Annotated in this window: 26 protein-coding genes, 4 tRNA genes and 1 pseudogene; 11 read left to right on the top strand and 20 right to left on the bottom strand. The window is 60.1% G+C overall.

Features of this window, described 5'->3' with window-relative positions; translation table 11 throughout:
- Window positions 1–185 precede the first annotated feature (185 nt).
- Window positions 186–261: transfer RNA gene (locus tag A4G99_RS14950), tRNA-Cys, on the top strand.
- Window positions 262–437: 176 nt separating this feature from the next.
- Here the strand turns inward: A4G99_RS14950 and A4G99_RS14945 are convergent.
- The 3 genes from A4G99_RS14945 to A4G99_RS14935 form a co-directional block, all read right to left on the bottom strand.
- On the bottom strand, window positions 438–1,400 hold the full coding sequence (locus A4G99_RS14945; RefSeq protein ID WP_066145082.1) for a Gfo/Idh/MocA family protein: 963 nt from the start codon (window positions 1,398–1,400) through the stop codon (window positions 438–440).
- Between the two features lie 83 nt (window positions 1,401–1,483).
- Complete coding sequence (locus A4G99_RS14940; RefSeq protein WP_066145080.1) at window positions 1,484–1,684, bottom strand: hypothetical protein; 201 nt, start codon at window positions 1,682–1,684, stop codon at window positions 1,484–1,486.
- Window positions 1,685–1,980: 296 nt separating this feature from the next.
- Window positions 1,981–2,054: transfer RNA gene (locus A4G99_RS14935), tRNA-Lys, on the bottom strand.
- Window positions 2,055–2,164: 110 nt separating this feature from the next.
- On the opposite strand from A4G99_RS14935, the gene A4G99_RS14930 reads away from it, so the two are divergent.
- On the top strand, window positions 2,165–3,445 hold the full coding sequence (locus tag A4G99_RS14930) for a M20 family metallopeptidase (RefSeq protein WP_066145079.1): 1,281 nt from the start codon (window positions 2,165–2,167) through the stop codon (window positions 3,443–3,445).
- A gap of 12 nt (window positions 3,446–3,457) precedes the next feature.
- Here the strand turns inward: A4G99_RS14930 and A4G99_RS14925 are convergent, their stop codons facing one another.
- The 3 genes from A4G99_RS14925 to A4G99_RS14915 form a co-directional block, all read right to left on the bottom strand.
- The gene (locus A4G99_RS14925; protein ID WP_066145076.1) at window positions 3,458–4,123 is read right to left on the bottom strand and encodes a hypothetical protein; all 666 of its coding nucleotides are present in this window, start codon (window positions 4,121–4,123) and stop codon (window positions 3,458–3,460) included.
- Between the two features lie 85 nt (window positions 4,124–4,208).
- Window positions 4,209–6,143, bottom strand: coding sequence for a long-chain fatty acid--CoA ligase (locus tag A4G99_RS14920; protein ID WP_066145310.1), 1,935 nt, complete (start codon window positions 6,141–6,143; stop codon window positions 4,209–4,211).
- An 83-nt stretch (window positions 6,144–6,226) separates the two neighbouring features.
- Window positions 6,227–7,144 (bottom strand): MBL fold metallo-hydrolase, encoded by a 918-nt coding sequence (locus A4G99_RS14915; protein WP_066145074.1) that lies wholly within the window; start codon window positions 7,142–7,144, stop codon window positions 6,227–6,229.
- Window positions 7,145–7,223: 79 nt separating this feature from the next.
- On the opposite strand from A4G99_RS14915, the gene A4G99_RS14910 reads away from it, so the two are divergent.
- The 3 genes from A4G99_RS14910 (at window position 7,224) to A4G99_RS14900 (ending at window position 10,043) form a co-directional block, all read left to right on the top strand.
- Window positions 7,224–8,726, top strand: a complete 1,503-nt coding sequence (locus A4G99_RS14910) for an LVIVD repeat-containing protein (protein WP_066145072.1) — start codon at window positions 7,224–7,226, stop codon at window positions 8,724–8,726.
- A gap of 124 nt (window positions 8,727–8,850) precedes the next feature.
- Entirely contained in the window at window positions 8,851–9,237 is a 387-nt protein-coding gene (locus tag A4G99_RS14905; RefSeq protein WP_066145070.1) for a NifU family protein, read from the top strand.
- Between the two features lie 383 nt (window positions 9,238–9,620).
- Window positions 9,621–10,043: a hypothetical protein gene (locus tag A4G99_RS14900; RefSeq protein WP_150123112.1), complete on the top strand. Its 423-nt coding sequence runs from the start codon at window positions 9,621–9,623 to the stop codon at window positions 10,041–10,043.
- Here the strand turns inward: A4G99_RS14900 and A4G99_RS14895 are convergent, their stop codons facing one another.
- Complete coding sequence (locus A4G99_RS14895; protein WP_066145066.1) at window positions 10,044–11,462, bottom strand: DUF402 domain-containing protein; 1,419 nt, start codon at window positions 11,460–11,462, stop codon at window positions 10,044–10,046. It abuts the gene before it with no gap.
- 113 nt (window positions 11,463–11,575) lie between these two features.
- Window positions 11,576–11,737, bottom strand: a complete 162-nt coding sequence (locus tag A4G99_RS26010) for a hypothetical protein (protein ID WP_190303768.1) — start codon at window positions 11,735–11,737, stop codon at window positions 11,576–11,578.
- 161 nt (window positions 11,738–11,898) lie between these two features.
- Between A4G99_RS26010 and A4G99_RS14890 the strand changes: the two genes are divergently transcribed.
- The gene (locus A4G99_RS14890) at window positions 11,899–13,167 is read left to right on the top strand and encodes a PrsW family intramembrane metalloprotease (RefSeq protein WP_066145064.1); all 1,269 of its coding nucleotides are present in this window, start codon (window positions 11,899–11,901) and stop codon (window positions 13,165–13,167) included.
- 6 nt (window positions 13,168–13,173) lie between these two features.
- On the opposite strand, the gene A4G99_RS14885 is transcribed toward A4G99_RS14890, so the two are convergent.
- Complete coding sequence (locus A4G99_RS14885; RefSeq protein ID WP_066145062.1) at window positions 13,174–13,767, bottom strand: riboflavin synthase; 594 nt, start codon at window positions 13,765–13,767, stop codon at window positions 13,174–13,176.
- 120 nt (window positions 13,768–13,887) lie between these two features.
- On the opposite strand from A4G99_RS14885, the gene A4G99_RS14880 reads away from it, so the two are divergent.
- Window positions 13,888–14,127: a hypothetical protein gene (locus A4G99_RS14880; RefSeq protein WP_223301892.1), complete on the top strand. Its 240-nt coding sequence runs from the start codon at window positions 13,888–13,890 to the stop codon at window positions 14,125–14,127.
- Between the two features lie 32 nt (window positions 14,128–14,159).
- Complete coding sequence (locus A4G99_RS14875) at window positions 14,160–14,366, top strand: hypothetical protein (RefSeq protein ID WP_223301891.1); 207 nt, start codon at window positions 14,160–14,162, stop codon at window positions 14,364–14,366.
- A gap of 37 nt (window positions 14,367–14,403) precedes the next feature.
- Here A4G99_RS14875 and A4G99_RS14870 read toward each other — a convergent pair whose 3' ends face one another.
- The 4 genes and pseudogenes from A4G99_RS14870 to cca form a co-directional block, all read right to left on the bottom strand.
- Window positions 14,404–15,915, bottom strand: a complete 1,512-nt coding sequence (locus A4G99_RS14870) for a carboxypeptidase M32 (RefSeq protein WP_066145057.1) — start codon at window positions 15,913–15,915, stop codon at window positions 14,404–14,406.
- 61 nt (window positions 15,916–15,976) lie between these two features.
- A pseudogene (locus tag A4G99_RS14865) lies at window positions 15,977–17,819 on the bottom strand (UvrD-helicase domain-containing protein).
- A gap of 382 nt (window positions 17,820–18,201) precedes the next feature.
- On the bottom strand, window positions 18,202–18,381 hold the full coding sequence (locus A4G99_RS24445; RefSeq protein WP_082837829.1) for an HVO_0416 family zinc finger protein: 180 nt from the start codon (window positions 18,379–18,381) through the stop codon (window positions 18,202–18,204).
- Between the two features lie 90 nt (window positions 18,382–18,471).
- Complete coding sequence (gene cca, locus A4G99_RS14860; RefSeq protein WP_066145305.1) at window positions 18,472–19,821, bottom strand: CCA tRNA nucleotidyltransferase; 1,350 nt, start codon at window positions 19,819–19,821, stop codon at window positions 18,472–18,474.
- A gap of 102 nt (window positions 19,822–19,923) precedes the next feature.
- On the opposite strand from cca, the gene A4G99_RS14855 reads away from it, so the two are divergent.
- Together A4G99_RS14855 and A4G99_RS14850 are read left to right on the top strand one after the other, a co-directional pair.
- Window positions 19,924–19,996, top strand: a tRNA-Asn gene (locus tag A4G99_RS14855).
- 106 nt (window positions 19,997–20,102) lie between these two features.
- Window positions 20,103–20,209: transfer RNA gene (locus A4G99_RS14850), tRNA-Ile, on the top strand.
- Window positions 20,210–20,493: 284 nt separating this feature from the next.
- On the opposite strand, the gene A4G99_RS14845 is transcribed toward A4G99_RS14850, so the two are convergent.
- The 5 genes from A4G99_RS14845 to A4G99_RS14830 all read right to left on the bottom strand — a co-directional run bounded on the left by A4G99_RS14845 (window position 20,494) and on the right by A4G99_RS14830 (window position 22,593).
- Window positions 20,494–20,877 (bottom strand): metal-dependent transcriptional regulator, encoded by a 384-nt coding sequence (locus A4G99_RS14845; protein WP_066145055.1) that lies wholly within the window; start codon window positions 20,875–20,877, stop codon window positions 20,494–20,496.
- Window positions 20,874–21,035 carry a hypothetical protein gene (locus A4G99_RS26005; RefSeq protein ID WP_190303767.1) on the bottom strand — a complete coding sequence of 54 codons (162 nt, stop codon included), beginning with the start codon at window positions 21,033–21,035 and terminating at the stop codon, window positions 20,874–20,876. Before A4G99_RS26005 ends, A4G99_RS14845 begins: the two co-directional genes overlap by 4 nt.
- A 3-nt stretch (window positions 21,036–21,038) precedes the next feature.
- Entirely contained in the window at window positions 21,039–21,827 is a 789-nt protein-coding gene (locus tag A4G99_RS14840; RefSeq protein WP_066145053.1) for a hypothetical protein, read from the bottom strand.
- A gap of 1 nt (window position 21,828) precedes the next feature.
- Window positions 21,829–21,978: a hypothetical protein gene (locus A4G99_RS26000; protein WP_190303766.1), complete on the bottom strand. Its 150-nt coding sequence runs from the start codon at window positions 21,976–21,978 to the stop codon at window positions 21,829–21,831.
- 303 nt (window positions 21,979–22,281) lie between these two features.
- On the bottom strand, window positions 22,282–22,593 hold the full coding sequence (locus tag A4G99_RS14830) for a hypothetical protein (RefSeq protein WP_066145048.1): 312 nt from the start codon (window positions 22,591–22,593) through the stop codon (window positions 22,282–22,284).
- A 192-nt stretch (window positions 22,594–22,785) separates the two neighbouring features.
- Between A4G99_RS14830 and A4G99_RS14825 the strand changes: the two genes are divergently transcribed.
- Window positions 22,786–23,598: a hypothetical protein gene (locus A4G99_RS14825; protein WP_150123111.1), complete on the top strand. Its 813-nt coding sequence runs from the start codon at window positions 22,786–22,788 to the stop codon at window positions 23,596–23,598.
- Between the two features lie 66 nt (window positions 23,599–23,664).
- Here the strand turns inward: A4G99_RS14825 and A4G99_RS14820 are convergent, their stop codons facing one another.
- Window positions 23,665–24,465, bottom strand: coding sequence for a halocin C8-like domain-containing protein (locus A4G99_RS14820; RefSeq protein WP_082837828.1), 801 nt, complete (start codon window positions 24,463–24,465; stop codon window positions 23,665–23,667).
- A gap of 212 nt (window positions 24,466–24,677) precedes the next feature.
- Window positions 24,678–25,418 carry an ABC transporter ATP-binding protein gene (locus A4G99_RS14815; protein WP_066145042.1) on the bottom strand — a complete coding sequence of 247 codons (741 nt, stop codon included), beginning with the start codon at window positions 25,416–25,418 and terminating at the stop codon, window positions 24,678–24,680.
- Window positions 25,419–25,669: the final 251 nt, after the last annotated feature.

The raw sequence follows: 25,669 nt of genomic DNA, 5'->3' as shown, positions 1-25,669 counted from the left end.
TTAAGCCTGTCTGCGTTTCGGTCAGTACTGGAGTGCGCGAGCCTCTGGGAAATTCGATTCGCCGCCTCCATTCATACTTCATTCATTACCCTCACAGAGCCACCGCTCTGTGGGGGTTTCTCTATTTCTATACCCCGGTGTAAGACCGCTACGTTTAAAGTGAGCGACTTCAAAGAAGAGACTGCGCCAAGGTGGCAGAGTCCGGCCGAACGCAGCGGCCTGCAGAGCCGCCCATCGCCGGTTCAAATCCGGCCCTTGGCTTTTCGAATTACTGACCTCCGAGCGATCGCTCTCCCATCTGTGATCGCTTACGTACTTTTGATACTACTCTCGGTAATATCGCTTCACTCCGATTTACCAGTCTGCTGTCCGTTTTTCCGTGACCGAGTGACATCTATCTGGCACCTAACGTACTCAAAATCGGGTAGGTCTACTGCTCAGAGTGAAACAGGTCGGTTTTCGTCCGCGCTTTGATATAGAGCGTCGATGACCTCCATCGTTCGGGTTGCATCGTCCGCGTCGGTCTCCGGGGACGATTCGGTTTCGATGCAGTCGACGAACTGCTCGATTTCGAGTACGTACTGGTTTACGTGGTCGAAGTATTCCGTGGCACGACGATCGTCGATTTGATACTCCAGTGTCGTTCCGTCGTCGCTTTGTGGGAGGAATGGTTCGGCTGCTTCGAGCCATCCGTTCGTCGCTTCGATACGGCAGTGTTGTGTGGGCTGTGTCGTGAACGAGGAAGATATCTCCGCTGTCACACCGTCTTCGTATTCGAGGATCGCGGTCAGTTCCGTTTCGACGCCGTTGTGCATCGTGGTTGTCGTCGCGTACACTTGCTCCGGTTCCCCGAGGAACAATCGAACAATGTTGACTGCGTAACTGCCGACGTCCATGAGGCTCCCTCCTGCGAGGTCGGGGTCGAAACGGACGTCGTTCGGTTCGTCCAGTACGAATTGGAAGCGGGCCTTTACTGATCGGATATCCAACTCACGACACAACTCGGCTGCACGTCGTGTTCGGGGGTGGTAGCGGTACATGAACGCTTCCATCAGTGTCACTCCCCGCTCGTCGCAGTACTGACCCAACTCTCGGGCTTCGTCGGCGTCCACTGCAAGCGGCTTTTCACAGAGGACGTGTAGGCCGTGATCGGCGGCCCGTTTCGTCCATTTGGCGTGGAGCGCGTTGGGGAGCGGATTGTACACGGCTTCTATCTCGTCATCGTCGAGCAGTTCCTCGTAGGTCTCATAGGCTCGTGGTATTCCGAGTTGCTCTGCGACCTCCTGTGCACGTGCGCGATTCCTCGACGCGATGGCAACGACTTCGTGTTCGGTCTCCTGAATCGCGGGGATGACGGTTTCCGTACCGATGTTCGCGGTACTGATGATGCCGAATTTCATATCTACTGTCTATCCTTCTCCGTTATGAATGGAAGTGTCCACTATGTCGGCAAGAACGAACGGTAGAAACTAGCGAAGTCGTTCTACGTGCGGGTAACCCATGCGAGGGCCGCACCGATACCGATCGCGGCGATCGCACCAACTATCTGCCCGACCATTAGTAGGGCACTGCCCGATTTGTGCGCCCATGGCATTCCGACGAGGGTTCCGATTCCGATGAGTACGAGCAGAATCCCGAACGCGACGCCGAGTGGTTCGAGTGGATCTTCGATATAGCGGTTCATATCCGTGTTCTGCGTTCGGACGACTTATAATATCTCCTGAACGGTGTCGGCCGCACGTTTCGAGATCCGGTCACGCTCGCCGAGCGCGCGCTATGCAGCGCTCGCCCAATCATTTCGGGGTGAATTTCGGCCGGAACGACGCTTGTGTTCGTTCGCTTCGGAAGCGCTTCGCGCTTGTGCTCACGTCTTCACCGTTCATTGAGGCGCTTCGAGCCTCGGTAGCGCTCACGAACTGCGTCTGTTCTAGTTCAAATCCTTCGGGCCGCTTTGCTCGTCACGTTCGTTCCTCGCAAAAGCGGGCTGGAAGGGATTTGAACCCCTGGCCGTCTGGTTAAAAGCCAGACGCTCTGCCTAACTGAGCTACCAGCCCTCATCTCCTCTTGCGAGTTGCGACGTTTAAACGTTTGCCATTCTGATCCGGATTCCGCATCCATCTCCGGGGTGCGTACAGTTTTCTCCCCCGGTACCCACTGTCAAATCATGACCTCGTTCGAGACCGAACAGGGGGACGAGTTGCGTGATTTCGTCCACCAGCTCTGTTCGTTCGACACGACCGGTGGAAAGGAAGGCCCCGCACAGGAATGGCTCCTCGACCGCCTTTCCGAGATGGGCTTCGAGACGTACGAATGGACGGCGCATGCCGAGGAACTGGCGGAACACCCGTCGTTTCCCGACGACCCCGTCGAAATCGAACACACCGAGGCGAGTGCCGGCGGGCCGAGCCTCGCGGAGCGCCCGAGCGTCGCGGGCGTGTTGGAGTTCGGTAATCCGGACGACGGGCCGACGCTCGTCCTGAACGGCCACATGGACGTGGTTCCGGTTGCCCGCGAATCGTGGGAGACCGACCCGTTCGAACCGACGTGGGACGGTGACGACCTCACCGCGCGCGGCGCGGTGGATATGAAGTCCGGGGTTGCCGCCTGCGTCTTCGCCGCGAAACACCTTTCGGACCATGCCGAGGGCTTGAACGGCCGTCTCGTCGTCGAGAGCGTCGTCGGAGAGGAGGAGGGCGGCTTGGGTGCGGCGGCCGCCGCGCTGTCGAATCCGTATCCGTTCGAACGCGATGCGGCCATCGTCGCGGAGCCGACTGATCTCACGCCGGTCACTGCCGTCGAGGGAACGGTGATGAAACAACTCCACATCGAGGGACGATCCGCCCACGCGGCGACGCGGTGGCGCGGCGAAAGCGTCCTCCCGCATTTCGAGGCGATTTCACACGCGTTCTCCGAACTCGAAGCGGAGCGGAACGAGTCCGTCACGCATCCGCTGTACGACGAGTTCCCCATCTCGTGGCCCATCGTCATCGGCACCGTCGAGGCCGGAACGTGGTCGTCGTCGGTTCCCGCGACGCTCACCGCGGAGATGCGGTTCGGCGTCGCGCCGGGTGAAACAGTGGACGAAGTAGAAGCGATGTACGAAGAGCGCCTCGCGGACGTCGTCAAGGAGAACGACTGGCTTCGCGAGCATCCGCCCACGTTCGAGCGGTTTTCCATCCAGTTCGAGTCCGCGGAGACGGACGCGGACGAACCTATCGTCGGCGCGCTCCAATCGGCGATGGACGATTCGGGTCTCGACACGACGCTTCGCGGCGAGACCTACGGTGCGGACTCGCGCCATTACGTCGCCGCGGGAATTCCGACCGTTCTCTTCGGACCGGGGACAATCGAACAGGCCCACTTCCCGAACGAGACGGTTCACTGGCCGGACGTGGTTACTGCAGGAACCGTGTTGACGGGGACGGCTCGAACGTTCCTCGGCTAGCCCGGGACTCGGTTACTCCAGTTCCTTTTCGAGCGCCCGCGCGACGACCTGTTCCGGTTCTTCGCCCGCGAGTGCGGCTTCCCGACGGAGCTCGCGATACAGGTCGGCCGGGAGCGAGAGGGTGACTTCACCCAGGGTCACGTCGTGGGTTCGTAGCGCGCGCTCGGGTGCGGTCCCGTCGTTGATGTCGCTGACGATGGCGCGCACTTCGCGTACGGTCAACGAGTTGTCGAGAATCGCCCACGCCAGCAGATAGCGAGCGTCGCCGTCCACGCGGGCGATGTGTTTCGCCGCCGTCGGTGCGATGTGCCCCATCGCGACGTGGCGTCGGATCGAACGCGGCAGGTCGTGCACCCGTGCCCACTTTCTGATGAACGCGACTGTCGTCTCCCCTCCCGCCCGCTTTGCAGCACCCTTGTAGGAGCCGACACCTCGGACGAGCGCTGCACAGGCCGCTGCCCCACGCAACATGTAGACGTTGTCTTCTCGCCCCGGGCTTCCCTCCGCGAACGCACGGACCGTTAACGCGGCTTCCTCGACGCTCTCGGGGTCGTCGGGGTCGAACGCTTTGGCTTCCCGTGCGTGCGCGCCGGTAACCGACACGTCTCCACGGACGACTGGTTTTCCGACCGGGGATTTGCGATCCGCAGGTGGCTCCTTCTCGGGGCCGTTGGTCATTGTTCATGCTGTGGAAGGGACGAGGTAAAAAGGAACCGTTCAACGGAACGTGTTTATATTCTTATATTCGATGCGAAAGGTCCGCTCACTCCATGTAAATCGAATCGATGTCGTCGGAGAAGCGTGAGCGGATGTTGCGACGCTTTTTCTTCATCGTGGGGGTGAGCAGGTCGTTGTCCTCGGTGAACTCGATGGGGACGAGGCGGAACTGCTTGATCTGCTCGTACGATTCGAACTGGGGGTTGATCCGCTCGATTTCGTCTTCGATCCAGTTGGAGACCGTATCGTTCCGACAGAGTTCACGGTCGTCGTCCGGGAGGGAAATCCCCTCGCGGGCGGCCCGCTCACGAACCTTCTCGACGTTGGGGACGATGAGCGCGCTGACGAATTTCCGGCCGTCGCCCATGACCATGCACTGTTCGACGATTTCGCTGGCGGCGAAGGCATCCTCGATGGGGCCCGGTGGGACGTTCTTGCCGGTCGAGAGAACGAGCAACTCCTTGGCGCGTTCGCGGAACGCGATGTAGCCGTCCGGTCGGATCTCCACGATGTCGCCGGTTCGGAACCACCCATCCTCCGTGAAGGCGCGTTCGGTCTCCTCGGGTTTGTTCCAGTAGCCGTCGGTGACGTTCGGACCTTTGACGAGCAGCTCGCCGACGTCTCCCGCCGCTTCCGAGAAGTCCTCCCCGACGATCGATTCGTCGACCCGAACCTCGACGTCCACGACGGGGTAGCCGATGGTGCCGATTTTCGGCGCTTCGGGTGGGTTGACGCAGATGACGGGCGAGGTTTCCGTGAGTCCGTAGCCTTCGAGGATCGGCAGTCCCATGCCATGATAGAGCGCACACAAATCGGCCGACAGACTGCCACCGCCGCTGATGAAGAAGTCGATGTTGCCGCCGAGGCCCTCCTTTACCTTGTCGAAGACGAGTCTGTCCGCGAGAGCTTTCTGTGCACGGAGACTCAGGCTTGGAGAGTCCGTTTCGTGGTACGCAACGCCGACGTCCGTCGCCCAGTCGAAAACGCGGCGGCTGAAGTCGCTCTCGTCGGCCTGTGCGCGAATCGCATCGTAGATCCGCTCGTAGACGCGAGGGACGCTGGTTCCGGTGGTCGGTTTCACCGTTTGGAAGTCGTCCTGTAGCGTGTCCGGGCTTTCCGCGTAGGCGATGCACGCACCGGCGGCGAACAGCATGAAGTGACCCGCGGTCCGCTCGAAAACGTGTGCGAGCGGGAGGAACGAGACGGCTTTCGAATACTCGTCGATGACGGGACACTCCTTGTCGGGGCGCGGTCCGAACCGACGATAACATTGGTTGACGTTCGACCGGAAGTTCCAGTGGGTAAGCTTCACGCCTTTGGGTCGGCCCGTCGTCCCGCTGGTGTAGATGAGCGTGGCGAGGTCGTCGGGGTCGCGGGCGTCGAGCCACGATTCGTACTCGTCGAGGTCGAAGGCCGCCTCTCCCCGGTCGTGTACCTCGGCGAGGGTGTAGATGTCGTCTCGGTCGTACTCCCGCGAGAGCGAATCCATCACGACGATGAATTCGAGGTCCAACGCGTCCTCTGCCTCGAACACCCGCTCCAGCAAACTTTCGTTTTCGACGACGACGCCCGTGGCTTCGGGGTCTCCGAGGAGGTATTCGACCTGTGAAACGGAAGAACTCCTGTACACCGTCGTCACGACAGCGCCTGCGGCGAGCAACGCGAAGTCACTCTGTGCCCACTCCATTCGCGTGTCCGAAAAAATCCCGACTCTGTCGTCCGCTTCGACGCCGAGGTCGCGGAATCCGGCGGCGAGGTTCCGGACGATATCGCGCATCTTCGGGTACGAAATCGACCGAAACTCGCCGTTCGGTGCCGCCGGGAGCACGGTTTCGGTCAGTGAGCGACGGTAGATACCGCCCTTGTACTGCTGTGCGGGACGATTTTCGTGTCGTTCGGCGCTGTCTTCGAACATTCGGGACAGCGTCGTCCGCTCGATGACGGGGTCGGTAAACTCTTTCTCGGCGTCACGCCACTCCATACCAATCACTTGTGTGTTCTCCCCCATTAAGGTAGTATAAAACGATATGAAAGTTTATGGAAGTTTGTGCGATTTCTCCTGTTTCACAGCCCTTCGTGCGTGTCGAGATAATGGAGAACGCCGCGGGTGTTCAATTTCGTTTCCTCGTGAGCCTTCGTCTCTCCCCAAACCTCGTCCATCTCCTGTTGGTCGATGAGTCGCCCGATGATTTCCTCATCGTCGTCCGTGGCGGCACGTTGGGCCTCGACCGCCGCGACCCACTGTGAGAGGACTTCGCCGTACTCGTCCATCGCCTCGTCGGAGTACTCCCGCGGCCCGAAATGGGTGTAGAGGAGCGTGCTCGGGGAAATATCTCGGATCGTCTCCACGTCGTCCAAACACTGGTCCAGATCGAAATCCGTCGGTGGCGAGGTTTCCCGAACTTCACTGATGCTCGGCACCCAAATCCCGGCCGAATCGGCGGTGAACACCGCGTCGTTCGCCTCGTCGTAGAAGATGACTTGGTGTGGCGCGTGGCCCGGCGCGTGGAAGACCTCCAGGTCGTGACTGCCACAGTCGATACTGTCTCCCTCCGTCACTTCCACGATTCGGTCTTCCGGTACCGGTTTCGGTTCGGCGTAGAACTGCCACTGGTCGCCGACGGCCGCTTTCGTTCCCTTTACCAGATACTCGGGATTCACGAGGTGACGTGCACCGATTTCGTGGACGTACACGTCCGCGTTCGGACAGGCTTCCGCGAGGAAACCCGCACCGCCTGCGTGGTCCAGGTGCACGTGTGTCGGCGCGATGACCGCCACGTCCTCCCGTGCGATGTCCAACTCGTCGAGCGCGTCGAGGATTCGTTCGTAACCCGTCCCGATACCCGTCTCCACGATTGCCGGGCGCTCGGTGTCGAGGATGTACACCGCACCGTAGGCCTCCGTGTCGTACATTCCCGTGTCCAGATAGTACAAGTCGGAACAGTCACCCACCGTGACTTCCCGTAGGTCGCCGATTCCCATACCATACCTCGCGTCGGGAAACGGGAAAAACGATTCGCGTCGTCCGCGCTTTTATCCTTCTGCCGACCGATTAACGGGCATGCATCGGCGAGACTTTCTTCGCACGGCCGCCGTGGGGGGGAGCGCTGCGTGTCTATTCTCGACGGGTGGCATCGGGGCCAATTCGGCGGGCAATTCGTACCAACCACTGGGACACGTGTCCATCGAGGACGCCAAGGAGACGGTCGTCGGGGACGACGGGTACACCGCGTTCGTCGCGGCGACTGACGGGTTCGTGACGGTCGACATCCGGAATCCGGAAAATCCGCACGTACTGACCGAGCGGCGCGGTCTGCTGGAGAAACACGACGGCGGGCCGCTGACCGAGATTTGGGACGTGACGGTGGACGACGACCGACTGCTGGTCGTTGGCCCGGCGAATCCGGTTGCGAGCGACGAGGGACACGGAATCCTGCTGTACGACGTGAGCGATCCATCGAAGCCGAAGCGAGTCGCGTTCCACGAGACGGCATTTCCGATCCACAACGCCTACCTCACGGACGACATCACGTATCTCACGGGTAACAACGGGGACGGCAACCCCCTCGTGTTGGTGGACGTATCGAACGACGACCCGAAGGAAGTGGGCCGGTGGTCGATGGTCGAGTACGACCCGAAGTGGTCGGGGGTCGATTCGTGGGTGCGCACGCTCCACGACGTGTGGGTGCACGACGGCCGGGCGTACCTCGCACAGTGGGACGCCGGAATTTGGGTCGTGGACGTCTCGAATCCGAGGCATCCGACACACGTCGCGCACTTCGGCGGGCGACCGCTGGAGAAACTCGCGGAAATCCCATCGTCCGACGAGCGGGATGCCGTCGTCGGTCTGCCGGGGAACGCCCACTTCGTGATGACGAACGAGGATGCGAGCCTGCTCGCCTGTAACAAGGAGGCGTGGGATACCGACGGCCCGAAGCGAACCGGACCCGGCGGCATCGACCTCTGGGACATTTCGACAATCGAACGTCCGCGAAAGCTCACCACCATCGACCCGCCGAAAACGTCCGACCCGAGTTACGACGTTTCCCCCCTGTCGTCCATCGTCGCCGCGCTCTCGCCGGTCGACGTCGCCTCGGCACACGGTTGCCACGAGTGCGGGGAAGTCAGTTCGTCCGGCCAGTGGACGACCTCGCACAACTTCGACTTCGTCGGCGACCGACTCTACACCTCGTGGTACAACGGCGGCGTGAAGGTGTTCGACGTGAGCGACCCGTCGAACCCGGCGGAACTCGTTTGGTGGCGCAAGCCGAACGAGACCGCCTTCTGGAGCGCCGAGTACGTCTCCGATACCGTGTTCGTCGGGGGGAGTATGGGAGGGGACGGCGACGGCAGAGGCGGCGTGTACACCTTCCCAAATTACACGGGAGAACAGAAATCCTCGCCGCCGCTCACGAACGGAAACACCGCGGCAACGACGGCAACCGACGAGCAGACGGACAACGTCGCCGCGACGACGGGCCAACCCGGCTTTGGAGTCGGCGTCGCTGGCCTCTCCCTTCTCGGATTCTCGCTTCTGGCGCGTAGACGGCGGAACGAGGACTGAGTCCGAACGAGTGACCCCGGACGAACGAAGGCCAACAACCCGCGTGATCTTTCGGGAACGATTCGCTCCATAATCGACGACTCGAACCCCAAGATTACCATACTTCGAGTTCCTATGGGTGTGTATGAGTAAACAGGGCGCGACCGAATCGGCGGGGTCCGAGGACGACCTCGAATCGCGGGTCGAACGCTGGCTGACAGCCCAGATGCCCATCATCCAGATGCACGGCGGGACGAGCGCGGTCAGAAAGGCCGACCCGGAATCCGGCGAAGTCGTCATCGAACTCGGCGGGGCCTGCGGCGGATGCTCCATCACACCCATCACGTCCCAGAACATCGAGGTCGAACTCCTGAAGAAGTTCGACGAGGTTGACGACGTGACCGTCCGCATCGCCGACGACGGAACCAGCCAATGGAAGACGGATCAAGCCGAGAGCGTCATGGGAATCGACCGCTCCGAAGGCGGCCGCGGCGGTAAACTGAACGTGCCCGGCGACGACGAGCACTTCTAAACCACCTTTTTATTGCGAGGATCACTCCGCGACCCTCGATAAAAATCTGGACCAAAAGCAGCGGAAGACGTTCCTGCTCGCTTCCGCTGCGCGGGCGTGCGACTTCCTGGCCTTCCTTCACTATGTTCAGGAAGACACTCCTCACCCTCTCCGGAAGACCTCCGGTCTTCCGTGCTTTGCTTCACTTCGTTCAGCAAGACCTCGGGGGGTCCTTGGCCCGGAAAATCGGAGATTTTCCGGTAAGGATGCTGGTCTCCGCGGTTGTGTCACTGGCCGTCGAAGATTTATCGTAGAGTTATGTCCAGTATACTATGTCCGAATTCGAGACGGCGAGAGGCCGATGTCGAGTCGAAGATGGGACGATTCGGATTCAAACGAGCGTGATGGGTACGGTTCGGCGACGGATACAACATACTCCACTGAAGTTGGTCACCTTTCTCGGCGTTCTCGTTGTCGCGCTCGTGCTGAGTTTAGTGATTTTCTCCGACAAAGTGCTTCTGTTTGGCATTTTGGGCGGTGGCATCTTGGCCATCCTTTTGTTCGTCGCCCTGCAATTCCGCGTCAGCAAACTCTCGCGGGCATCGGAAATTCCGGCGTCAGCAGTAACAAAAATCGTCTACGTCGATGGCGGGAAGAGGGGCATAACGAGATATCTCGTTTACTTCGAAACGGAAGGAGAAACCAACGTTAGAGTCCTTTCGATGGGAACGTTCGGAGACACGATAGGCGATGTCGAAGGAGCGAGACGGGCCTTCGGGCGTGCTGGTCTCGAAGTCACCGAGAGTGAATTGAACGACTCGTCGTAACTACCGAAGCACTTTCTCCACGCTCGCCGCGACGCTTTTGGCCTTCTCAGCCAGTTCCTCGGAGATGTTTCCTTTCTCGACGGCCGTATCGAGTTCGTCGTCGTCGACCCGTTCGACGGTACCGTCCGGCCGCTTCACGACATCGACGTGTAGGTCCACGTAGCGAACCGAGTTGGGAAACAGTTCGACGGGCGTACAGACGTTGACGTAGGTTCCCTTCGATTCGCCGTCCTCGCTCCGGTAGGCCGTCGGATACCACCATCGCCCCTCGCGGAACTTCGTGATGGCCACGTCGCCGCGTTCGCGGTCGGTGCCGATGGCGTCGTAGGTTCCCGAACTCCCCATCGTCCGACGAACGGTGTATTTTCCGGCGTCGGGGTCACACTCCGCGACGGTGCCTTTGCCGAGCGAGAAACAGCGCCCGTCGGGCTTGCCGTGGTCGATGAACACCTCGCCGTCCGGTTCCGGACCGAACTGACGGAGGGTCGCGCCGGTCGGCGCATCCTCGGGGTGTTCGTCCGGGTCGTACAGGTCCTCGGCGAAATCGACCGCCGTACTCGCGGCGGAGTCTGCGGCCTTGATTCGGTGGTGGCCGGGCAGTGTCGTCGTGACTTCGCGCCGAGCGTCGTCCAACGCGAAGCGCGACTCCCGGCCGAACCAGCACCACGCCGTGGCTTCGGGTTCGGCGACTACCCCGGGTGTTTCGGCTGACTCGGGAGTGTCTGCAAGCGCGTCCTCGATGGTTTCGGCACCTTCCACGGCCCGCGAGAGCGCGTCGTTCATCTCGTCCAGCGTGGCGTCCGCGGCGGCGTACTCCCACCGAACGCCCCACTCGTCGGGCACGTCCGTCGGAAGCATCTCCGTCGTCCGGGCGAGTTCGCGCCGACTGGCATCGTCCGGCGCGCTGGCGACCACGCTGTCCACGCCCTTCGAGAGGCTGGCCACGCCGCCGTACACCCGAACGTCGGTCCCGAGAAGGGAGCGGTCGCGCGACCACGGCGGTTCCGGGTCGTGGACCTGTACGCGGACGCTGTCACCCTCGTCGATTCGCCGGTCGATGGAGCGGAACGGGAGGAAGCCTTCGCCGTCCCCGAGGCTCACGACTGCACCGCTTCCGAGGGTTTCGTCCACGACGCCGTCGAACAGCGCCCCCCGCGGTGCCGGGTCCTCCCAGCGGAAGGTATCGATGTCGAGGCTCGCCAACTCGTCGGCGATTCGGGTGACGGTTTCGGCGTCGCCGAAGACCCCGACGCCCTGTCTGTCGTCGGTGGTCTCGACCGTGGCGTCGTACTCGCCGGTCGCGAACTCGGTATCGAACCGCCGTCGGATGGGCGGCGAGGCCTGCACCACGTCGAAGCTCTCGCCGAGCAGGCGGGTGAGTGCGGTGGTGTAGATGCCTCTGATGCGAACCGTGCTCATAGCTGGTAGTGGAACCGACACCGAATATTCTGCGTGTGAGTCGAGAAAGCGTGCATATACCTCCCGGTTTGCGGGGAGGGGATTTCAGGATAACGAGGTTCGACTGCGGGAACTTAGTCGTCGGCGGGAACGGTGCCCGTCCAATTCGCGTCGGTGACGCTGGAATTGGAATCGGTTACGGACGGTGCTTCGACGGTATTCGACTCCGTGGCTTCCTCTTCGGTGGACTCGTCTTTCTCCCGTCGTGTCGTTTCTTTCGGCGGTGCCGAGTACATAATTCCTCGACTGTGGCTGATGGGTGTCATAGTGTACCACGTTGGGCTATTCTTCTTATTAAGCGTACTCCTACAGGAGTAATACGCCATATATACACATATTAATTCCATTAGGAAGATCATGCCGAACGGTTTACTCCTCATCCATGTGATATTGAAACATGGACGAGAAACGAGACCCGGTCGCTCGCGGAATGGACGACTCGGTCGATCTGTACGGCATCTCGACGTGGGAGGAGCGGACACGGCTCGACTGGTTTGCGACGAAGGTGTATGGGGGACTTTCCATCGTGGCGCGCGCATCCGTGATCCTTCTCGCGGCGGCGATTTTACTGCTCCAGATAGTTTTCGGCGGCTTGGCGGTGGTGGGCAACAATCCGTGGGTCGGCGTTTTCGTTTTCCTCTCCGTCGTCCCCGCGTTCGCCCTCGCGGCCTACATCTGGTATGCGGACGCGACGATGTCCGAACCCCTCCCGCTCCTCGTCGGGACGTTCTGCCTCGGCGTCCTGTTCGCCATGTTCGCGGCGGTGTTCAACTCCCGGTTGAAGCCGCTGTTCACCGGAATTCCACTCTTCGGGGCGGTCATCTACTTCTACCTCATCGTCGGACCGGTCGAGGAGACGGTCAAGTGGCTCGCCGTCCGCCTGTTCGCCTACCGGAGTGACAAGTTCGACGCCGTCATCGACGGTGCCGTCTACGGGGCGATGGCCGGACTGGGCTTTGCGACCATCGAGAACGCCATCTACATCAGCCAAGGCGTCCTCTCGTCGTCGGACGCTAATCTGATTCTGAGTGCCGGGAACATAGCCGTCTTCCGACTGTTCGCCGGACCGGGACACGTCATCTACTCCGCGTTCGCTGGCTACTACCTCGGGTTGGCGAAGTTCAACCGCGAGAACGCGGGTCCCATCGTGATCAAAGGCCTGCTCATCGCCGCGTTCATCCACGCGACGTACAACACGCTCGTCGGTTTCGTCCCCGACCTCATCGCCGCGTTCTACCCCGGTATCACCCCCGGTATCGGCTACATCGCCTTCGTTTTCGTCTACGACGGCTTCTTCGGCTACCTGCTCTACCGAAAAATCTCGCGCTACCGCGCCATGTACGCCCAAGTCGAAAATCGGGGCGAAATGGAGAACGACAACGACGGAACTCGATCCGTCGGATTCGACTCCCAAAGCGAACTGCGCGACGTGGACGGACGGGTGGATACCCAGCGTGAAGCGGAAACCCGAACGAGCACGAACGGTGGAACCGGGAGTAGCCTCCTCGGAAACGACGGAAGTGACCGTCCCGGCAACGACGAACGTGATCGTCCCGGCAACGACGCCGTCTACGCGAACCGGGAGGACGAGAACGAAAACGACGAGAACGAGAATCGGGACGGCGAAACGGACGAGGAGTCCGGAACGTCCGGCTTCGAGTTCTGAGGACTCCTATCGCTGTCCGGCGAGCAGTTCGTCCGCGTACTTCGCCAGCACGTCAACTTCGAGGTGCACCGGGTCACCGGATTCCTTCTCCGAGAGGTTCGTCACCCGTCGCGTCGTCGGGATGATGGCGACGGTGAACGTCTCCTCTCCCTTCTCGGCCACGGTGAGGCTGATGCCGTCGAGAGCCACCGATCCCTTGTCCACGATGTACTGACCGTAGCCCTCGGGGAGCGCGAATTCGTACTCCCAGTCCTCGCCGACCTCCCGCACGTCAACGACCTCGGTCGTCGTATCGACGTGCCCCTGCACGAAGTGGCCGTCGAGGCGGGCGTCGGCGCGAAGCGCCCGTTCGAGGTTGACGACGTCGCCTTCCTCCACCTCGCCGAGGTAGGTCTTTTCGACCGTCTCGGCGGCCAGAAACACCTCGAAGCTGCCGTCGTCGAACTCCTCGACGGTCAGACAGGCCCCGTTGACGGCGATGCTCGCGCCGTCCTCCACGTCCGAGAGCACGTCGTCGGCCGCGATGGTGAGTCGCCGACCGCCGTCCGAATCCTCGACCCGACGAACCTCGCCGACTTCCGCAACGATTCCGGTAAACATAACGGAACTGTGACGCCGCGCGGTTGAAAACGGTTCCGGAACCGGGCGCGATGGCGGCGGGTTTTTGGTCGGTGGCGCGGAACGAACGGGTATGACGATTGGGGGCGGGAGACCATGACGATGGGAATCCTCGACACGGTGAGTCTGGCCGCGACATTAGTGTTCGCCATTCCCGTCGCGCTCTTCGGCATCGACCGCATCGTCGCCGGGCAGTTGATTCTCGGCGGTGCGTTCGTCGCCATCGGCGTCGGTATGGTGCTGGTCCGCGAGAAACTCACGACGCCCACCGACATCCCCTCCAGCGCCGCCCAGAAAGTCGTCGGAAGGGTGGCGAAAACGGACGAGGACGAGGAAGAATAGTTATAGACGATGTGGTCGGTGGCTATGACTGTTTGACCCAAGTAACGAGCGCCCATGTTATTACTCCAGCAACAATCGTGAGAGCAATTGTGGCTGCTCTGGAAATACCTCTGGTAGGAGTCATAAACCAGTACAGGACAGCAATAATTGCTATCGTAGCGATGAAACTGGGCGATACGTTCTTAGATACCGATTTTATGAGTTCCATTCTTATTTCTAGAAAGGATATGGAAAAATAATAATTTTTGACACAAACCGAAAGCACCTCCCTTCGATTCAGTCCAACTCGTATATCTCGCCGTACTTCTCGGTCACGTAGTCGAGGAAGTACTCCGCGGTCAGCGGTTCGCCGGTGGCTTCCTCGATGAGTTCGTCGGTGGTGTACTTCTGGCCCTGCTCGTGGATGTTCTCGGTCAACCATTCGCGGATGGGGCCGAACTCGCCTTCCCGAATGAGTTTTTCCGGGTCCTCGATTTCCTCCTCGATGGTGGCCCAGAGTTGGGCGGCGAGGACGCTCCCGACGGTGTAGTTCTGGAAACTGGCGAACCCGCTCGTCCAGTGGATGTCCTGTAGACAACCCTCCGAGTCCGTGTCCGGAACGATGCCGAGATACTCCTCCATCAGTTCGTTCCAGCGGGCGGGGATGTCGTCCACGTCGAGGTCCCCGGCTACGAACTCTTGCTCGATTTCCGAACGGAGGATGATGTGCATGTGGTAGGTCAGTTCGTCGGCCTCGACGCGGATCATGTTGTCCGTGAACACCTGATTGGCCGCCTCGTAGGCCTCCTCGGCGGTCACGTCCTCGAACTCCGGGAAGCGTTCCGTGACGGTCGGGAGGAACAGTTCCCAGAACTCCTTCGTCCGACCAACATGATTTTCCCAGAAGCGCGATTGGGATTCGTGAATCCCCGAACTGCGAGGTTCGCCGAGCGGCGTGCCGTAGGCATCGTCCCGCAGGCCGAGTTGGTAGGTCGCGTGTCCGAACTCGTGAATCGTCGCGGTCAGCGGGTCCACGAAATCGTGGTCGTGGTACCGGGTCGTCACGCGGGCGTCGAACTGCGTCCCGGACATGAACGGGTGCGGCGCGGTGTCGAAGCGCCCACGGTCCCAGTCGTAGTTCAGGAGATCGAGCGCATCCCGACAGAGCGCCTCCTGATCCTCAGGGTCGAAGGTTCCGGCGAAGGCGTCGTCCGCGATGTCAGCGCCATTCTCGTGGACGTCCTCGATGAGCGGAATCAGTCCCTCCCGCAGTTCGTCGAAGATTTCCTCGACGCGGGAAAGCGGGAGGTAGGGTTCGCTCTCCTCGAACATGACCACGTAGGGGTCTTCCTCCGGATCAACGTGCTCAGCCAGTTCGATGTGAAGGTCGCGGAGGCGGTCGAGATACGGCGCGAACGTCTCGAACTCGTCTTCCGCCTTCGCCTCGCGCCACGCCGGTTGGGATTCGCTCGACGTTTCGGAAATCCGCTCCACGAGGTCGTTCGGGATGGCGACCGCGCGGTCGTACTCGCGGCGGACCTCGCGGACGACGGCGGCTTGTTCGTCGCCCAACTCCTCGGCTTCGAGTGCTTCCAGTAATTCGCCCGTTCGCCCGTCGGTCAGCAGTTCGTGGCCGATGGACTGGAGCGCCCCCAGTTGCTTCGCACGGGCCGGGGTTCCCCCTTCGGGCATCTTCGTCTGTTGGTCCCAGTAGAGAACCATTCCCGCGTTCCGAACGTTCGAAATCCGTTTTCGTCGGTCGAGGAGTTCCGCATACGGCGAGTCGAGTTCCGATTCGGCGGTTGCCATGGAAAGCAGTTGCTCTGGCAAACGCTATCAATGCGCGGGTATCGGAAAAGGGAGAATTCGGTTATTCGGCTTCGGCTTCGATTTCGCTCGTACCTTCGTCGAGGATGTCCTCGACCGATTTGCCGTTCGGTTCGTTGTACAGCAGTACGTCGAGTTTGAGCGTCGGTGCGCCGCTGACGAGGTTCTCCATGACGACGAGGCGCTCGCGAGCACGGCTCATTCCGACGTAGAAGACGCGGCGTTCGTTGTCGGTGAGGACCGGGACGGGGTCGGTTCCGGCGGTGAACTCCTCGTCGCCGGGGACCTCGATGCCCTCGTTTTCGACCGATGCCGCCATCTGCTCGACGACCTTCTCGGTCAGGTCGGTGCCGATGAACACGTGGTCAGCCTCACGACCTTTCGCGCTGTGGATGGTACCGATACGGACGCGGTCCCGCGCCGTGTCCTGATACCGTCCGCTGAAGTACGCCTTCATGGAGCGCTTCTGATAGCTCGTCACCTTCCGAACCATGTCGGAGGCGGATTTCCGTCCGGGCATGAACGGCGCGAAGTTCTTCACGAAGTCGGCGTCGAACTCCAGTTCGGTGAGGTCGTCCGCACCCTCCGCTTCCTTTCGCTCGTCGATGGCGTCGAACATCTCGTCGCGGTCGTTCGTACCGAAGGTGGACTCGGTCAGCATGTCCGCGAGACGTCGCGCCTGCAGGCCGTCGATGGGTTCGCCGTCCTCGATCTGTTCGACGGCTTCGACGTACTGGTTCAGACGGTCGGTCCACATTCGCTGGTCGGTCAGCGTGCGGAACGGGATGCCCTCGTCGATGAACTCGTCCACGAAGCGGAACATCTGGTAGCGGGCACGGAACAGTACCATCACGGTACCGTCGAACTCCTCGATGGTGTAGCGGACGTTCCGCACGAGGTCAAGCATCGACGGGTTCTCGACCGCTTCGACGGTGCCGCCTTCCTTGCGCGGTTTGAGGTTCTTCTCCTGTCGCTCCTCGATGTGGCTGACTTCCTTCTGGACGACTTTGAGAACGCGGGAGGGAGTCGGTGGGAGGTGTCGAGAATCACGTCTTCGCCGCCCTCGCCGAGCAGGAGTTTGGGGTCCGCACCCTGCCACGCGTAGACGACCTGGTCGTCGTCACCGGCGATGAGGACGTTTTCCATGTGCTCTTTCCATTCCTCGTAGATGTCGAACTGCAGTTGCGTGATGTCCTGAAACTCGTCGATGATGAGGTAGTCGACGCTGGGGAGAAGCGAACGCTGTTTCACGCGTTCGAGCATGTCGGCGAACCCGACGAGTCCGTTGTCACCCTTGTACTTTCGCCACCCACGGATGGCTTCCGGAACGTCGAATCGGTCGTCACTGCTCGGCCACGTCGGGGTGTACTTGTTGCCCTCCTGTGCGTTCGGGTCGATGTCCGGCGCAGTCGAACCTCTTCGACGTCCCACTGGAACGGAACGTCGTGCCAGTCGGCGACCTGCCGTCGGGTTCGCTGGAGCCACTGGGAGGTTGCGATAATCTTGTTGCCGAGCGTCGTCGAACGGGCCGTTCGACGACCGGAACCGCTGTACTCGTCCTCGTATTCGAGGCCGAACTCCTCACAGAATTCCTGTTTATCCTTCTCACCGACGACGTCACCACGGGAGAGATTGAGCAGTTCGTAGGCTTTCGCGTGCATCGTACAGACGTTCCCCTGGAGCGAGCGTGGGTCGACGTCGAGACGCTCAGCGAGCCGTTCTCGAACCTCGTTCGCGGCAGCACGGGTGTACGACACGACGAGGAGGTCTTTTACCGTGACTCCGTCCTGTGCGAGAATGTCCTCTACCCTATCGAGTAGTTCGGTGGTTTTACCGCTTCCCGGCCCACCGAACAACCGGGTTACTCTTGCGTCCGTCTCTGCCATTGGCGTAGTCATTACACCAGCACAGGTTCCGGGAACGTATAAAACGACGTGAATCGGAGTCGTGCCCGTTACGTGCCGCTGGACGAGCGTGTATCGCGTACCACCGCACCGTCCCGAACCTCGTCCTCGCAGTTCGGACAGACGCGCGGACCGGTCGTTCCAGGCGGTGTTGAACACACGTGCGTACGACGCCGTCACGAACGAGCCGAAATTCTGACACTCTGGGATTTATTCTGCAATATCTTGTGGGAAATAATCTCTCTTGTTCTACCGGCAGTACGGGTTACGCGAGTTTCCGGTCGGTCGAGAGACGTCAAAGAAAGAACGATCGTAGCCGGTGTTCGATATTCGTGCGACGAGTCTGTTGGCGAATCAACGGGGACTACGGATTCCAACCACAGACCGTACATTCGGTCGCCGTAAGATTATGAAGTCCACCACATTCCGGACACTGCTTTTTGTTATACTCCTGCTCCCAGTCTACTTGCTCGGTCTCGTGACCACGGTCTTCGAGGAACTGGTCGAACACGGATTCGTCGTCTCCGGTTGGTGCGGAGGCCATACATGCTATGCTAATGCACACCATCCATATAACCCTGATGGTTAAACAGACCCATACATAGCTTTGGTTGCAAAATTCGGGCGAATTGAGTCAGGGAACCGGGTCGAAATATCGGGCGAGTTCCGTCCCGAACTCCGCGGCCAACGCCCCGACCTCGTCGCCCGAAAGCACGTCGTACTCCCGTTTCATCGCCGATTCGACGTGGGCACCGAGCGCGGCGTCGAGGACGGCATCGCTCCGAAGGAACGGCACCGCGTTCGTGAACTCCCGCTCCCGTTCGACCACGTATCGGTCGCCATCGATGAACGGACCGTACGCATCCGAGTCGGCGTACTTCTCGTAGAACCCGGTCGCGTGAGCACGCACGTGAACCGGCGGTCCGTCGTGGCGCTCGATTGCCGGTCGCTCGGCCACCGACAGTTCGAAGAACAGTACGGCGGTGTCGTCGGCGAACAGTTCCGACCTGAGGACGTCGAATCCCCGCCGCGACAGCGCGTCAGCGACGCCCGACAGCGATTTCTGAAGCTGTGGATACAACTGGTCCTCCACGATGTCCGGCGCGTCGAACTGAATCGCCACGGGCGTCGTCCCGCGCTCGCCGACGAACTCGCGCACGTCCTCGGCCGTCAACGGCTTCGGCGACTGCGGGAAAAACACCGATTCGCGCGGCTTCTCCAGCAGGTCACGGGCGTAATGCTGGAGTCGTGCGACGTTCTCGGCCGAAAGGACGGCCGCCACGTTGCGCTCCGGGTCGGTCGGGTCGATGACGACCAGCGGGTCGTCGAACGTCGCCGTCCCGTGGTCTTCCGGGTCGAAGCGGACCTGCGGTGTCCACTCCGCGGCCGCCTCCAACACGCCGCGAAAGCTCCCGTATTCGAGGACGAGTAGTTCCGCAAGATACCCCGAAAATCCCTTCGTCCTGAGGTCGCTTCCGTACGCGCCGATGCCCTTCAGGAACTGCTTGAACAACAGCACCTCTCCGGCCAACTCGTCGTCCAACCGTGCTTCGAGATACTGCGTGTGAAACGGCGTCCGGTCCACCGCCGACTGGATATCCGTCGCCGACTCGACGCGATAGCAGGGGACGAAATCCACGTCGAACCCGTCGAACGCCCCTTTCACGTAGGGATGCTCGGCGTATTCCTCGTGTCCGTCCGGCAGGACGGCGTGGCCGATTTTCAGCCCGAGCGATTCCAATTCCTCACGGTCGAGGTCCGGCGGGAAGCGAACGAACAGGTCGATATCCCGGTCGCCGCTCGTCCACGTCCCGCGGGCGGTGCTCCCCACTTGAATCACGTCGGCGTCCACCGACAGGTCGGCAATCGCCGCTTCGGCGCGTTCTGTCAACTCCCGAACCGCCGCTCGCAGCCGACGTCGCTCCTCGGCGTCCGGCTGTATCCCCGCTCGAACCGCCGAAGCGACCTCCTCGAACCGTTCCATCGGGCGAACGTTTTCCACGAACGCGTGAAAACGTATCGATGCTGTCGGACGAAAACGAAAGCCCTATCAAACAACTCGGTCTATGGATGAATGCAGTCGGAAGCCGCCGTAGCTCAGTTGGTAGAGCACCTGGTTGTTACCCAGGTTGTCCCAGGTTCGAGCCCTGGCGGCGGCGTTTCTTCGAATTCGTTATTTCCGTCAGAGGGTTCCCTTTGTCTCCCACCGACGCGAGCAGAACCCGGTACGCTAAAGAGGTGTGGCAAATTAGAGTTGGTTGATACGGGCCCTTAGCTCAGTCTGGTTAGAGCGCTCGGCTCATAATGACATCTGTCGATTTCAGGTGGCATGGGATACCGGGTGGTCATTGGTTCGAATCCGATAGGGCCCATTTGCTGGTGCGAACTTCGTTCGTGAGCGGCAGCAATATGTCGCCCGAAGGTTCGAATTAGACCGGACACGCGCAACATCGTGAGCATGCCCGGGCATTGTTCGAATCCGATAGGGTCCACTTCTGCCGAACGACCCGGTTAATCGAGGCGGTTTCCAACGCCTTCCGGTTGAGCGATGAAGGAGATGTAGCGACACACGACTCGCCGTCGGGTTCTTTGCCGTGCCAGTGCACCCCTCCGGGCGAGAGTATCACGTGAACGTATTCTCTATGACTGTCGGTAACTAGTCCTCGGATCGGGTCGCTGCCTCGATTTCGTAGGGAAGCGTTGCTGCCAGTCGTTTTGCGACTGTCGGGCTCAAAAAACCGGCCAGTTCCATCGCTTCCGCTTCGTACGAATCGAGGTCCAGCACGCTCCGAAAAAACCACGAGACGGTTACATACGTTTCGTGAAGCGTTGCAGCCCGCTCACGTCCAGCGTCCGTCAGCGTCGCGCCCTTGTACGGCTCGTAGGTCACGAGCTCGTCGTTTTCGAGTCGCTGGAACATCGCGGTGACCGACGCCGGTGACTTGTCCAGCGTTTCAGCGACGACGTTCGTCTGGATCGGCGGCTCTCGTCGGTGTTCGAGGATGTACAAGGCCAACAGATACTGTGTAACTCCACTCATCGCGATTCGGCGGACCCCTCCGAGACGACGTCTCTGTCGTTCGCCAGTTCGTCGGGGTCGTCGCCCGTATCGTCATCGAGCTTTTCGGGGGGTTCGAAGAGCGTCGCGTACACCCACGCCCACGCTTGGGTGCGGGCACGACGGGAACGAGGGATCACGGTTCAGGCCCTCCGAACCAAGTGCTGGCGCACCGCTCGTTGGCACTCTTCACACGTACTATCGAGCCGAGCAACCGTCGTCAACACCGGATAATCGACCGGGAAATCCTGGTAGATGTATGGGATCAGATTCCGATGGCTTATCCCGATTTCACCGCCGTGATTCGTGGTACTCCGGAGAAACTCCTGGCGCTGCCGAGCGAGCGCCTCGCATCGGTCGCGATGGTCCGTGAGCGTCTCGTGACGACGGTGGAGTTCATCGAAATCGAGGGCGGTTAGAGGTGTCTCGTTTTTCGCGGTGATCCACTCCGTGATGTCGGTGACGACTGCGCCAGCATCGTCGAGTCGTGAGGCTTCGCGTCGGAGTGCGCGTCGTAACACGTCCACCTCCACCCGTCGGATATTTGCCTCCGAGACGACCGCTTCCTTGAGTTCGGGCGAGAATGACGTCTCCGTCGTCGGTGCGAGCGCAACTGCCAGTGATTCCGAAAATTCGGCCTCGATAGTCGCGTGGAGGGACTCCGATTTTTCGGCGTCGTCGGTGATCTGGGGTCGGATCGTCTCGGCGAACGTCCGCCGAACGATCTGACATCGATCCTCCGTCGAGTGACTTACGTGGGAAAGTGCGCCCGCTGCAGCCGTGACGCCCTGCACTGACCGCGGTGTCGGCTCGGGTGGCAGTTCTTTCACTCGGTCGGTGAAGCGTTTGATCGCGTCGAGCTTCGCTTCGGTTGCGTCTCGTTCACACCGAATTCGTGTTTTCGCGTCGTCTATATGTGTACTCACAGACATTCTATACCTCCGTTTGAATTGGTGCACTAACGAGCCCGCCCGGAGATGGGTACCGAGCGAGGCCGAAGTACGCATCCATGACCGCCGATTCGGCACCGTCGTGGACAGTACCCGAGAGTGCCTCCAAGACGACCGTGCTGCCGTACTTCACGTTGCCTCGTCGGGACGGAGGCTCGTGTGCGATGCTCTCTCTCAACACGTATTTTAGGTGCACCTAAAACACCATAACTACTTCGATTTTTAGGACAACCTAAATCAGAATCTCTGTGTGCTTTAGGTGGCGTAAAAACATGCGGTAGCGACGGAGACCATCGCCGAGTTCGTACGGACAGTCGATTACGACGACTTCGACGAGCAGGTGATGGGCGAGCGAGGTAGACCGAAGTATCGAACGACGACCACGATCATTGCTGTGATCGCTTCGAGGATGTGAACTGATCGGTGTAAATCCGTGCTAGTTGGGTGCGCCGCCGGAACGGTCGGAAAACAGCGACTGTGTATCGATTTCATCGGTAGTAGCGAGCGCTTCGAGTTTTTCCCCGCCGATCGCTCCGTCGAGATACCAGCGACCGATCTCCGTGATCGCGTAGTAGTTTCCTCGCTCAGGGTCTTTAAACACGAGGCCGTTATCCTTCAGAACACGGATTCGGCGTTTGACTTGCGAGTGAGAAACCGGGACGGTGAGGTTGGATTGAATCACCTTCGGTGGGGCCGCAATGTCCTGCTCGGCAAGCCATTCGAGGATCGCGTCGTCCACTTTTGTCATCCATGAAACAAGTGGCCGCATTGCTTGAATACTCGTTCGGGAGTCTCACTCTTAAATGTGCTGTGAAGCCGATTCCCGCTACGCTTCCGGTCGTCACACCACGTCTCAGGGGACGATGAAAACACGAATTTTTGCATCTATGATCTGAAAAATAACAATGAATAAGTTCTGCGAGCGGTAATCGCGACCAGTATGGACCCCGCAAACCATTTGGGAGGCGGAAGTTCGATACGACGGTTCAAGGCTGGGGTCGCGTACACTCGCCGCTGTTTCCGATTTCAACTTCGCCATCCGGTGGTCGTTTGCTTCGGTCTCGCTCAACTCGTCGGCGTGTGGGGGATACTGTCCGTCGTTGGCCTCTTTTCCCTCACCTCGACGAACGCGATATTCGACCCGCTGACCGTTCTGGCTGTCGTACTCGGTTACCTGCTCGCTTCGGTGTTCACTACGCTCGGTAACGCCGTCATTTCCGGATACGTTCTCGCGGTCGAATTGGGTACGCCGGGACCACTCACGTACACGTTACAGCACGTCCGCCGTCGCCTTCCGGAACTGCTCAAGTACGCCGTGTTCTCCGCCGTCGTCCTTAGTTCGATCCGGCTGTGTACCGTAGCCCTCCGTCAGAAGACCGCGGCCGGGGAACTGCTCGCTCGGTTCGTTTCGGGGACACTCTTGATAACGTGGTACGCCGCGACGATCTATGCGATTCCGATCCTGCTGTTCGAGGGCGGAGGGTCGATGAAACGTGTCTTCTCACGGAGTACGTCGCTCCTGCGCGAAACGAAGTGGAGATATGCGACCACGATGTCGGCGTGGCCGGTACTGCTCGCCTCCGTTATCATCGGTGTCGAACTGCTGTTTTCGATCGGTGGCGTCGTTGGCCTGTCTTGTCTTTTCGTCGCCGTTGTCTCCGGCGCTGTGGTTTATCGAACCTACAATGCGATGTTCAGGATGTACCTCTACGGCGAAGTCGCGGGCCCGTTCTCCCTCTCGAATACGCAGTGACGGCGCACGTTTTCACGGACGAAAGAATAGTGTCTACTGGTTCTCATCGTGGGATTCCGAACCGTCTCAGCAGAAGCCCGCTCGTCCGCAAATCGCACTCGCGGCGGCACCACAGCCCAGATACTCCACGGCCTCGACGATGACGGCACACGCGCCCGAGCACACGACGTATCCGACACCGGTCTCGACGGCGGGTGCACAGATTTCGAGACATTCCGTAACGCCCACCGGGTTGCCAGCGGAGCACAGTTCGTTGACCACGAACTTGCACGTACCGCAGCTAAGGCTGGCTTCGGTCGTGAACTGCCCCGAGTCGGTTGTCAGGTCCCGCTCGACCTGGTTTATCATGACCGGCTGTTCGTCTCTGGTACCGTAGAACCTGAGGGAGCCAGTTCCCGCTTCCGTGTCCCGTTCCCCGACCATCGCGAACGATGCGAGCGTGACTTTCGAGTCTCCGTCGTCCGCGAGAAGGACGTTGAGAAATCCTGCCTTGTCCTGTCCCGCTTCCGATTCGAACGGCAACGCATGCAGTACTGGGTTGTGAGCGTCGAGTTCGCTGTCGGTCGTCGTGAGCGAAAGGCTGACAGTTCCTGCCGGGTTGGGGGACAGCGCCTCTTCGCTCCGCAGGTGACCGCTCAGTGGCTGCTCCGAAACTGCGGAATTGGCGTGCGGCCGCACGCTATCGGTACTGATCAGTTCGGTACCGGTGACGTGTATTTCCGAATCGGCCCCGCTCTGGGCTTTTGCGCTACCGAGCATTCCCATCCCGGTACCGAGTCCGGCACCGGCTACACCGATGCTTTTCAGTAGTGATCGACGATCGAGGTCGGCTCTCTTTTCTTTCTCATTAGAGTCTTCTTGACTCATTGCATTTCAGAACTATATTTCATTACAAAATACATTATTTGCTGAAACAAGATTGCGGGTTGAGAATCGTTTGGACCGTACGCACTGTTCACGCGGTGGGAAATCGGCACGGGTCGATTCCGAACCGGAGTGTGCGCCGTTCGAAACGAGAGCAGGGTCGGTGACAGAGCGTCCGCTTCGTCGGAGGTTCGTTCCCCGGGAACAATATCATCTTAGAGAATTGTTCTCTCGTCTGTGAGTTCGAGAAAAACGGCTTCGAGGTCGGTTCCGCCGTCGGTACCCATTCGGTGCTTGAGCGCCTCGGGGGATCCTTCGGCGATCAACACTCCGTCGTAAAGAATCCCGACGAGGGTGGCGACCGCTTCGATTATCGGCAATACGTGCGTGGAAAGGAATACGGTTCGTCCCGATTCGGCAAATTCGACGACGAACTCCTCCAACACCTTCGATGACCGGGGATCCAATCCGGAGAACGGTTCGTCGAGAAAGAGTACGGCCGGGTCGTGCATGAGTGATTGAACGAGACCGATTTTTTGTTTCATACCCTTCGAATAGGTCGAAATCCTGTCTCCGAGATCGGCGGTTATCTCGAATCGGTCGATCAGGTCCCCCAACCGCCGGTCGCGCTTCCAATCCGGCGCGTCGTGAAGTCCGGATGCGTACTCCAGTTGTTCGTATCCAGTGAACTCCTCGTACACCGGTGGCCGTTCGGGCAGATATCCTATCGAGGACGAAAGATCGGATCCGGCGTCGAGCGGATGACCATCGATCCGTGCTGTCCCCCGAGTGGGTTCGGTCAACGTCGTAAGCATCCGTGTCGTCGTCGTTTTCCCGGAACCGTTCGGACCGAGAAACCCGTAGATCTCTCCTTCGGGAACACGTAATTCGAGATCCTTCACAGCGGTCGTCGTTCCATAACGCTTCGTCAAGCCGTCCGTTTCGATTGCGTTCATACTGAATCTGGACGAGGGTAAAGCACAGTTTTGCTGTCCGGATTTCGCTACCGCTCACGACGTGAGTTCGTGTCATGAAGCCACACGAACCGTCGCATACAGACGGGTCGTCCCTCCCGTGTATATATCTGTCGAACTGACGCACCCATATAGCGAATTTTTGATCCAAACAGAGTCTTCTTGCACCCATTCAGTATTATTTTCAGTTTTTAATAGTTGAAAATAAAAAAGTTTATGTGCCTGCCTTCGAA

Source organism: Haladaptatus sp. R4, from assembly GCF_001625445.1.
GTDB lineage: Archaea > Halobacteriota > Halobacteria > Halobacteriales > Haladaptataceae > Haladaptatus.
This window is presented reverse-complemented; position numbering and strand designations above follow the sequence as displayed.

Excerpts from the sequence above, each read along its gene's own strand:
- A4G99_RS14870 (WP_066145057.1), bottom strand. The coding sequence starts at position 15,915 with ATGGCAACCGCCGAATCGGAACTCGACTCGCCGTATGCGGAACTCCTC.
- A4G99_RS14820 (WP_082837828.1), bottom strand. The coding sequence starts at position 24,465 with ATGAGTCAAGAAGACTCTAATGAGAAAGAAAAGAGAGCCGACCTCGAT.
- A4G99_RS14900 (WP_150123112.1), top strand. The coding sequence starts at position 9,621 with ATGGGTACGGTTCGGCGACGGATACAACATACTCCACTGAAGTTGGTC.
- A4G99_RS14895 (WP_066145066.1), bottom strand. The coding sequence starts at position 11,462 with ATGAGCACGGTTCGCATCAGAGGCATCTACACCACCGCACTCACCCGC.
- A4G99_RS14930 (WP_066145079.1), top strand. The coding sequence starts at position 2,165 with ATGACCTCGTTCGAGACCGAACAGGGGGACGAGTTGCGTGATTTCGTC.
- A4G99_RS14815 (WP_066145042.1), bottom strand. The coding sequence starts at position 25,418 with ATGAACGCAATCGAAACGGACGGCTTGACGAAGCGTTATGGAACGACG.
- A4G99_RS14890 (WP_066145064.1), top strand. The coding sequence starts at position 11,899 with ATGGACGAGAAACGAGACCCGGTCGCTCGCGGAATGGACGACTCGGTC.
- A4G99_RS26010 (WP_190303768.1), bottom strand. The coding sequence starts at position 11,737 with ATGTACTCGGCACCGCCGAAAGAAACGACACGACGGGAGAAAGACGAG.
- A4G99_RS14915 (WP_066145074.1), bottom strand. The coding sequence starts at position 7,144 with ATGGGAATCGGCGACCTACGGGAAGTCACGGTGGGTGACTGTTCCGAC.
- A4G99_RS14940 (WP_066145080.1), bottom strand. The coding sequence starts at position 1,684 with ATGAACCGCTATATCGAAGATCCACTCGAACCACTCGGCGTCGCGTTC.
- A4G99_RS14840 (WP_066145053.1), bottom strand. The coding sequence starts at position 21,827 with ATGTCTGTGAGTACACATATAGACGACGCGAAAACACGAATTCGGTGT.
- A4G99_RS14920 (WP_066145310.1), bottom strand. The coding sequence starts at position 6,143 with ATGGAGTGGCGTGACGCCGAGAAAGAGTTTACCGACCCCGTCATCGAG.
- A4G99_RS14830 (WP_066145048.1), bottom strand. The coding sequence starts at position 22,593 with ATGACAAAAGTGGACGACGCGATCCTCGAATGGCTTGCCGAGCAGGAC.
- A4G99_RS14925 (WP_066145076.1), bottom strand. The coding sequence starts at position 4,123 with ATGACCAACGGCCCCGAGAAGGAGCCACCTGCGGATCGCAAATCCCCG.
- A4G99_RS14885 (WP_066145062.1), bottom strand. The coding sequence starts at position 13,767 with ATGTTTACCGGAATCGTTGCGGAAGTCGGCGAGGTTCGTCGGGTCGAG.
- cca (WP_066145305.1), bottom strand. The coding sequence starts at position 19,821 with ATGGAACGGTTCGAGGAGGTCGCTTCGGCGGTTCGAGCGGGGATACAG.
- A4G99_RS24445 (WP_082837829.1), bottom strand. The coding sequence starts at position 18,381 with ATGGCCTCCGCACCAACCGGAGACGACGAATCCGTGTTCGACCAGTTC.
- A4G99_RS14910 (WP_066145072.1), top strand. The coding sequence starts at position 7,224 with ATGCATCGGCGAGACTTTCTTCGCACGGCCGCCGTGGGGGGGAGCGCT.
- A4G99_RS14880 (WP_223301892.1), top strand. The coding sequence starts at position 13,888 with ATGGGAATCCTCGACACGGTGAGTCTGGCCGCGACATTAGTGTTCGCC.
- A4G99_RS14825 (WP_150123111.1), top strand. The coding sequence starts at position 22,786 with ATGGACCCCGCAAACCATTTGGGAGGCGGAAGTTCGATACGACGGTTC.
- A4G99_RS14945 (WP_066145082.1), bottom strand. The coding sequence starts at position 1,400 with ATGAAATTCGGCATCATCAGTACCGCGAACATCGGTACGGAAACCGTC.
- A4G99_RS14905 (WP_066145070.1), top strand. The coding sequence starts at position 8,851 with ATGAGTAAACAGGGCGCGACCGAATCGGCGGGGTCCGAGGACGACCTC.
- A4G99_RS14845 (WP_066145055.1), bottom strand. The coding sequence starts at position 20,877 with ATGAGTGGAGTTACACAGTATCTGTTGGCCTTGTACATCCTCGAACAC.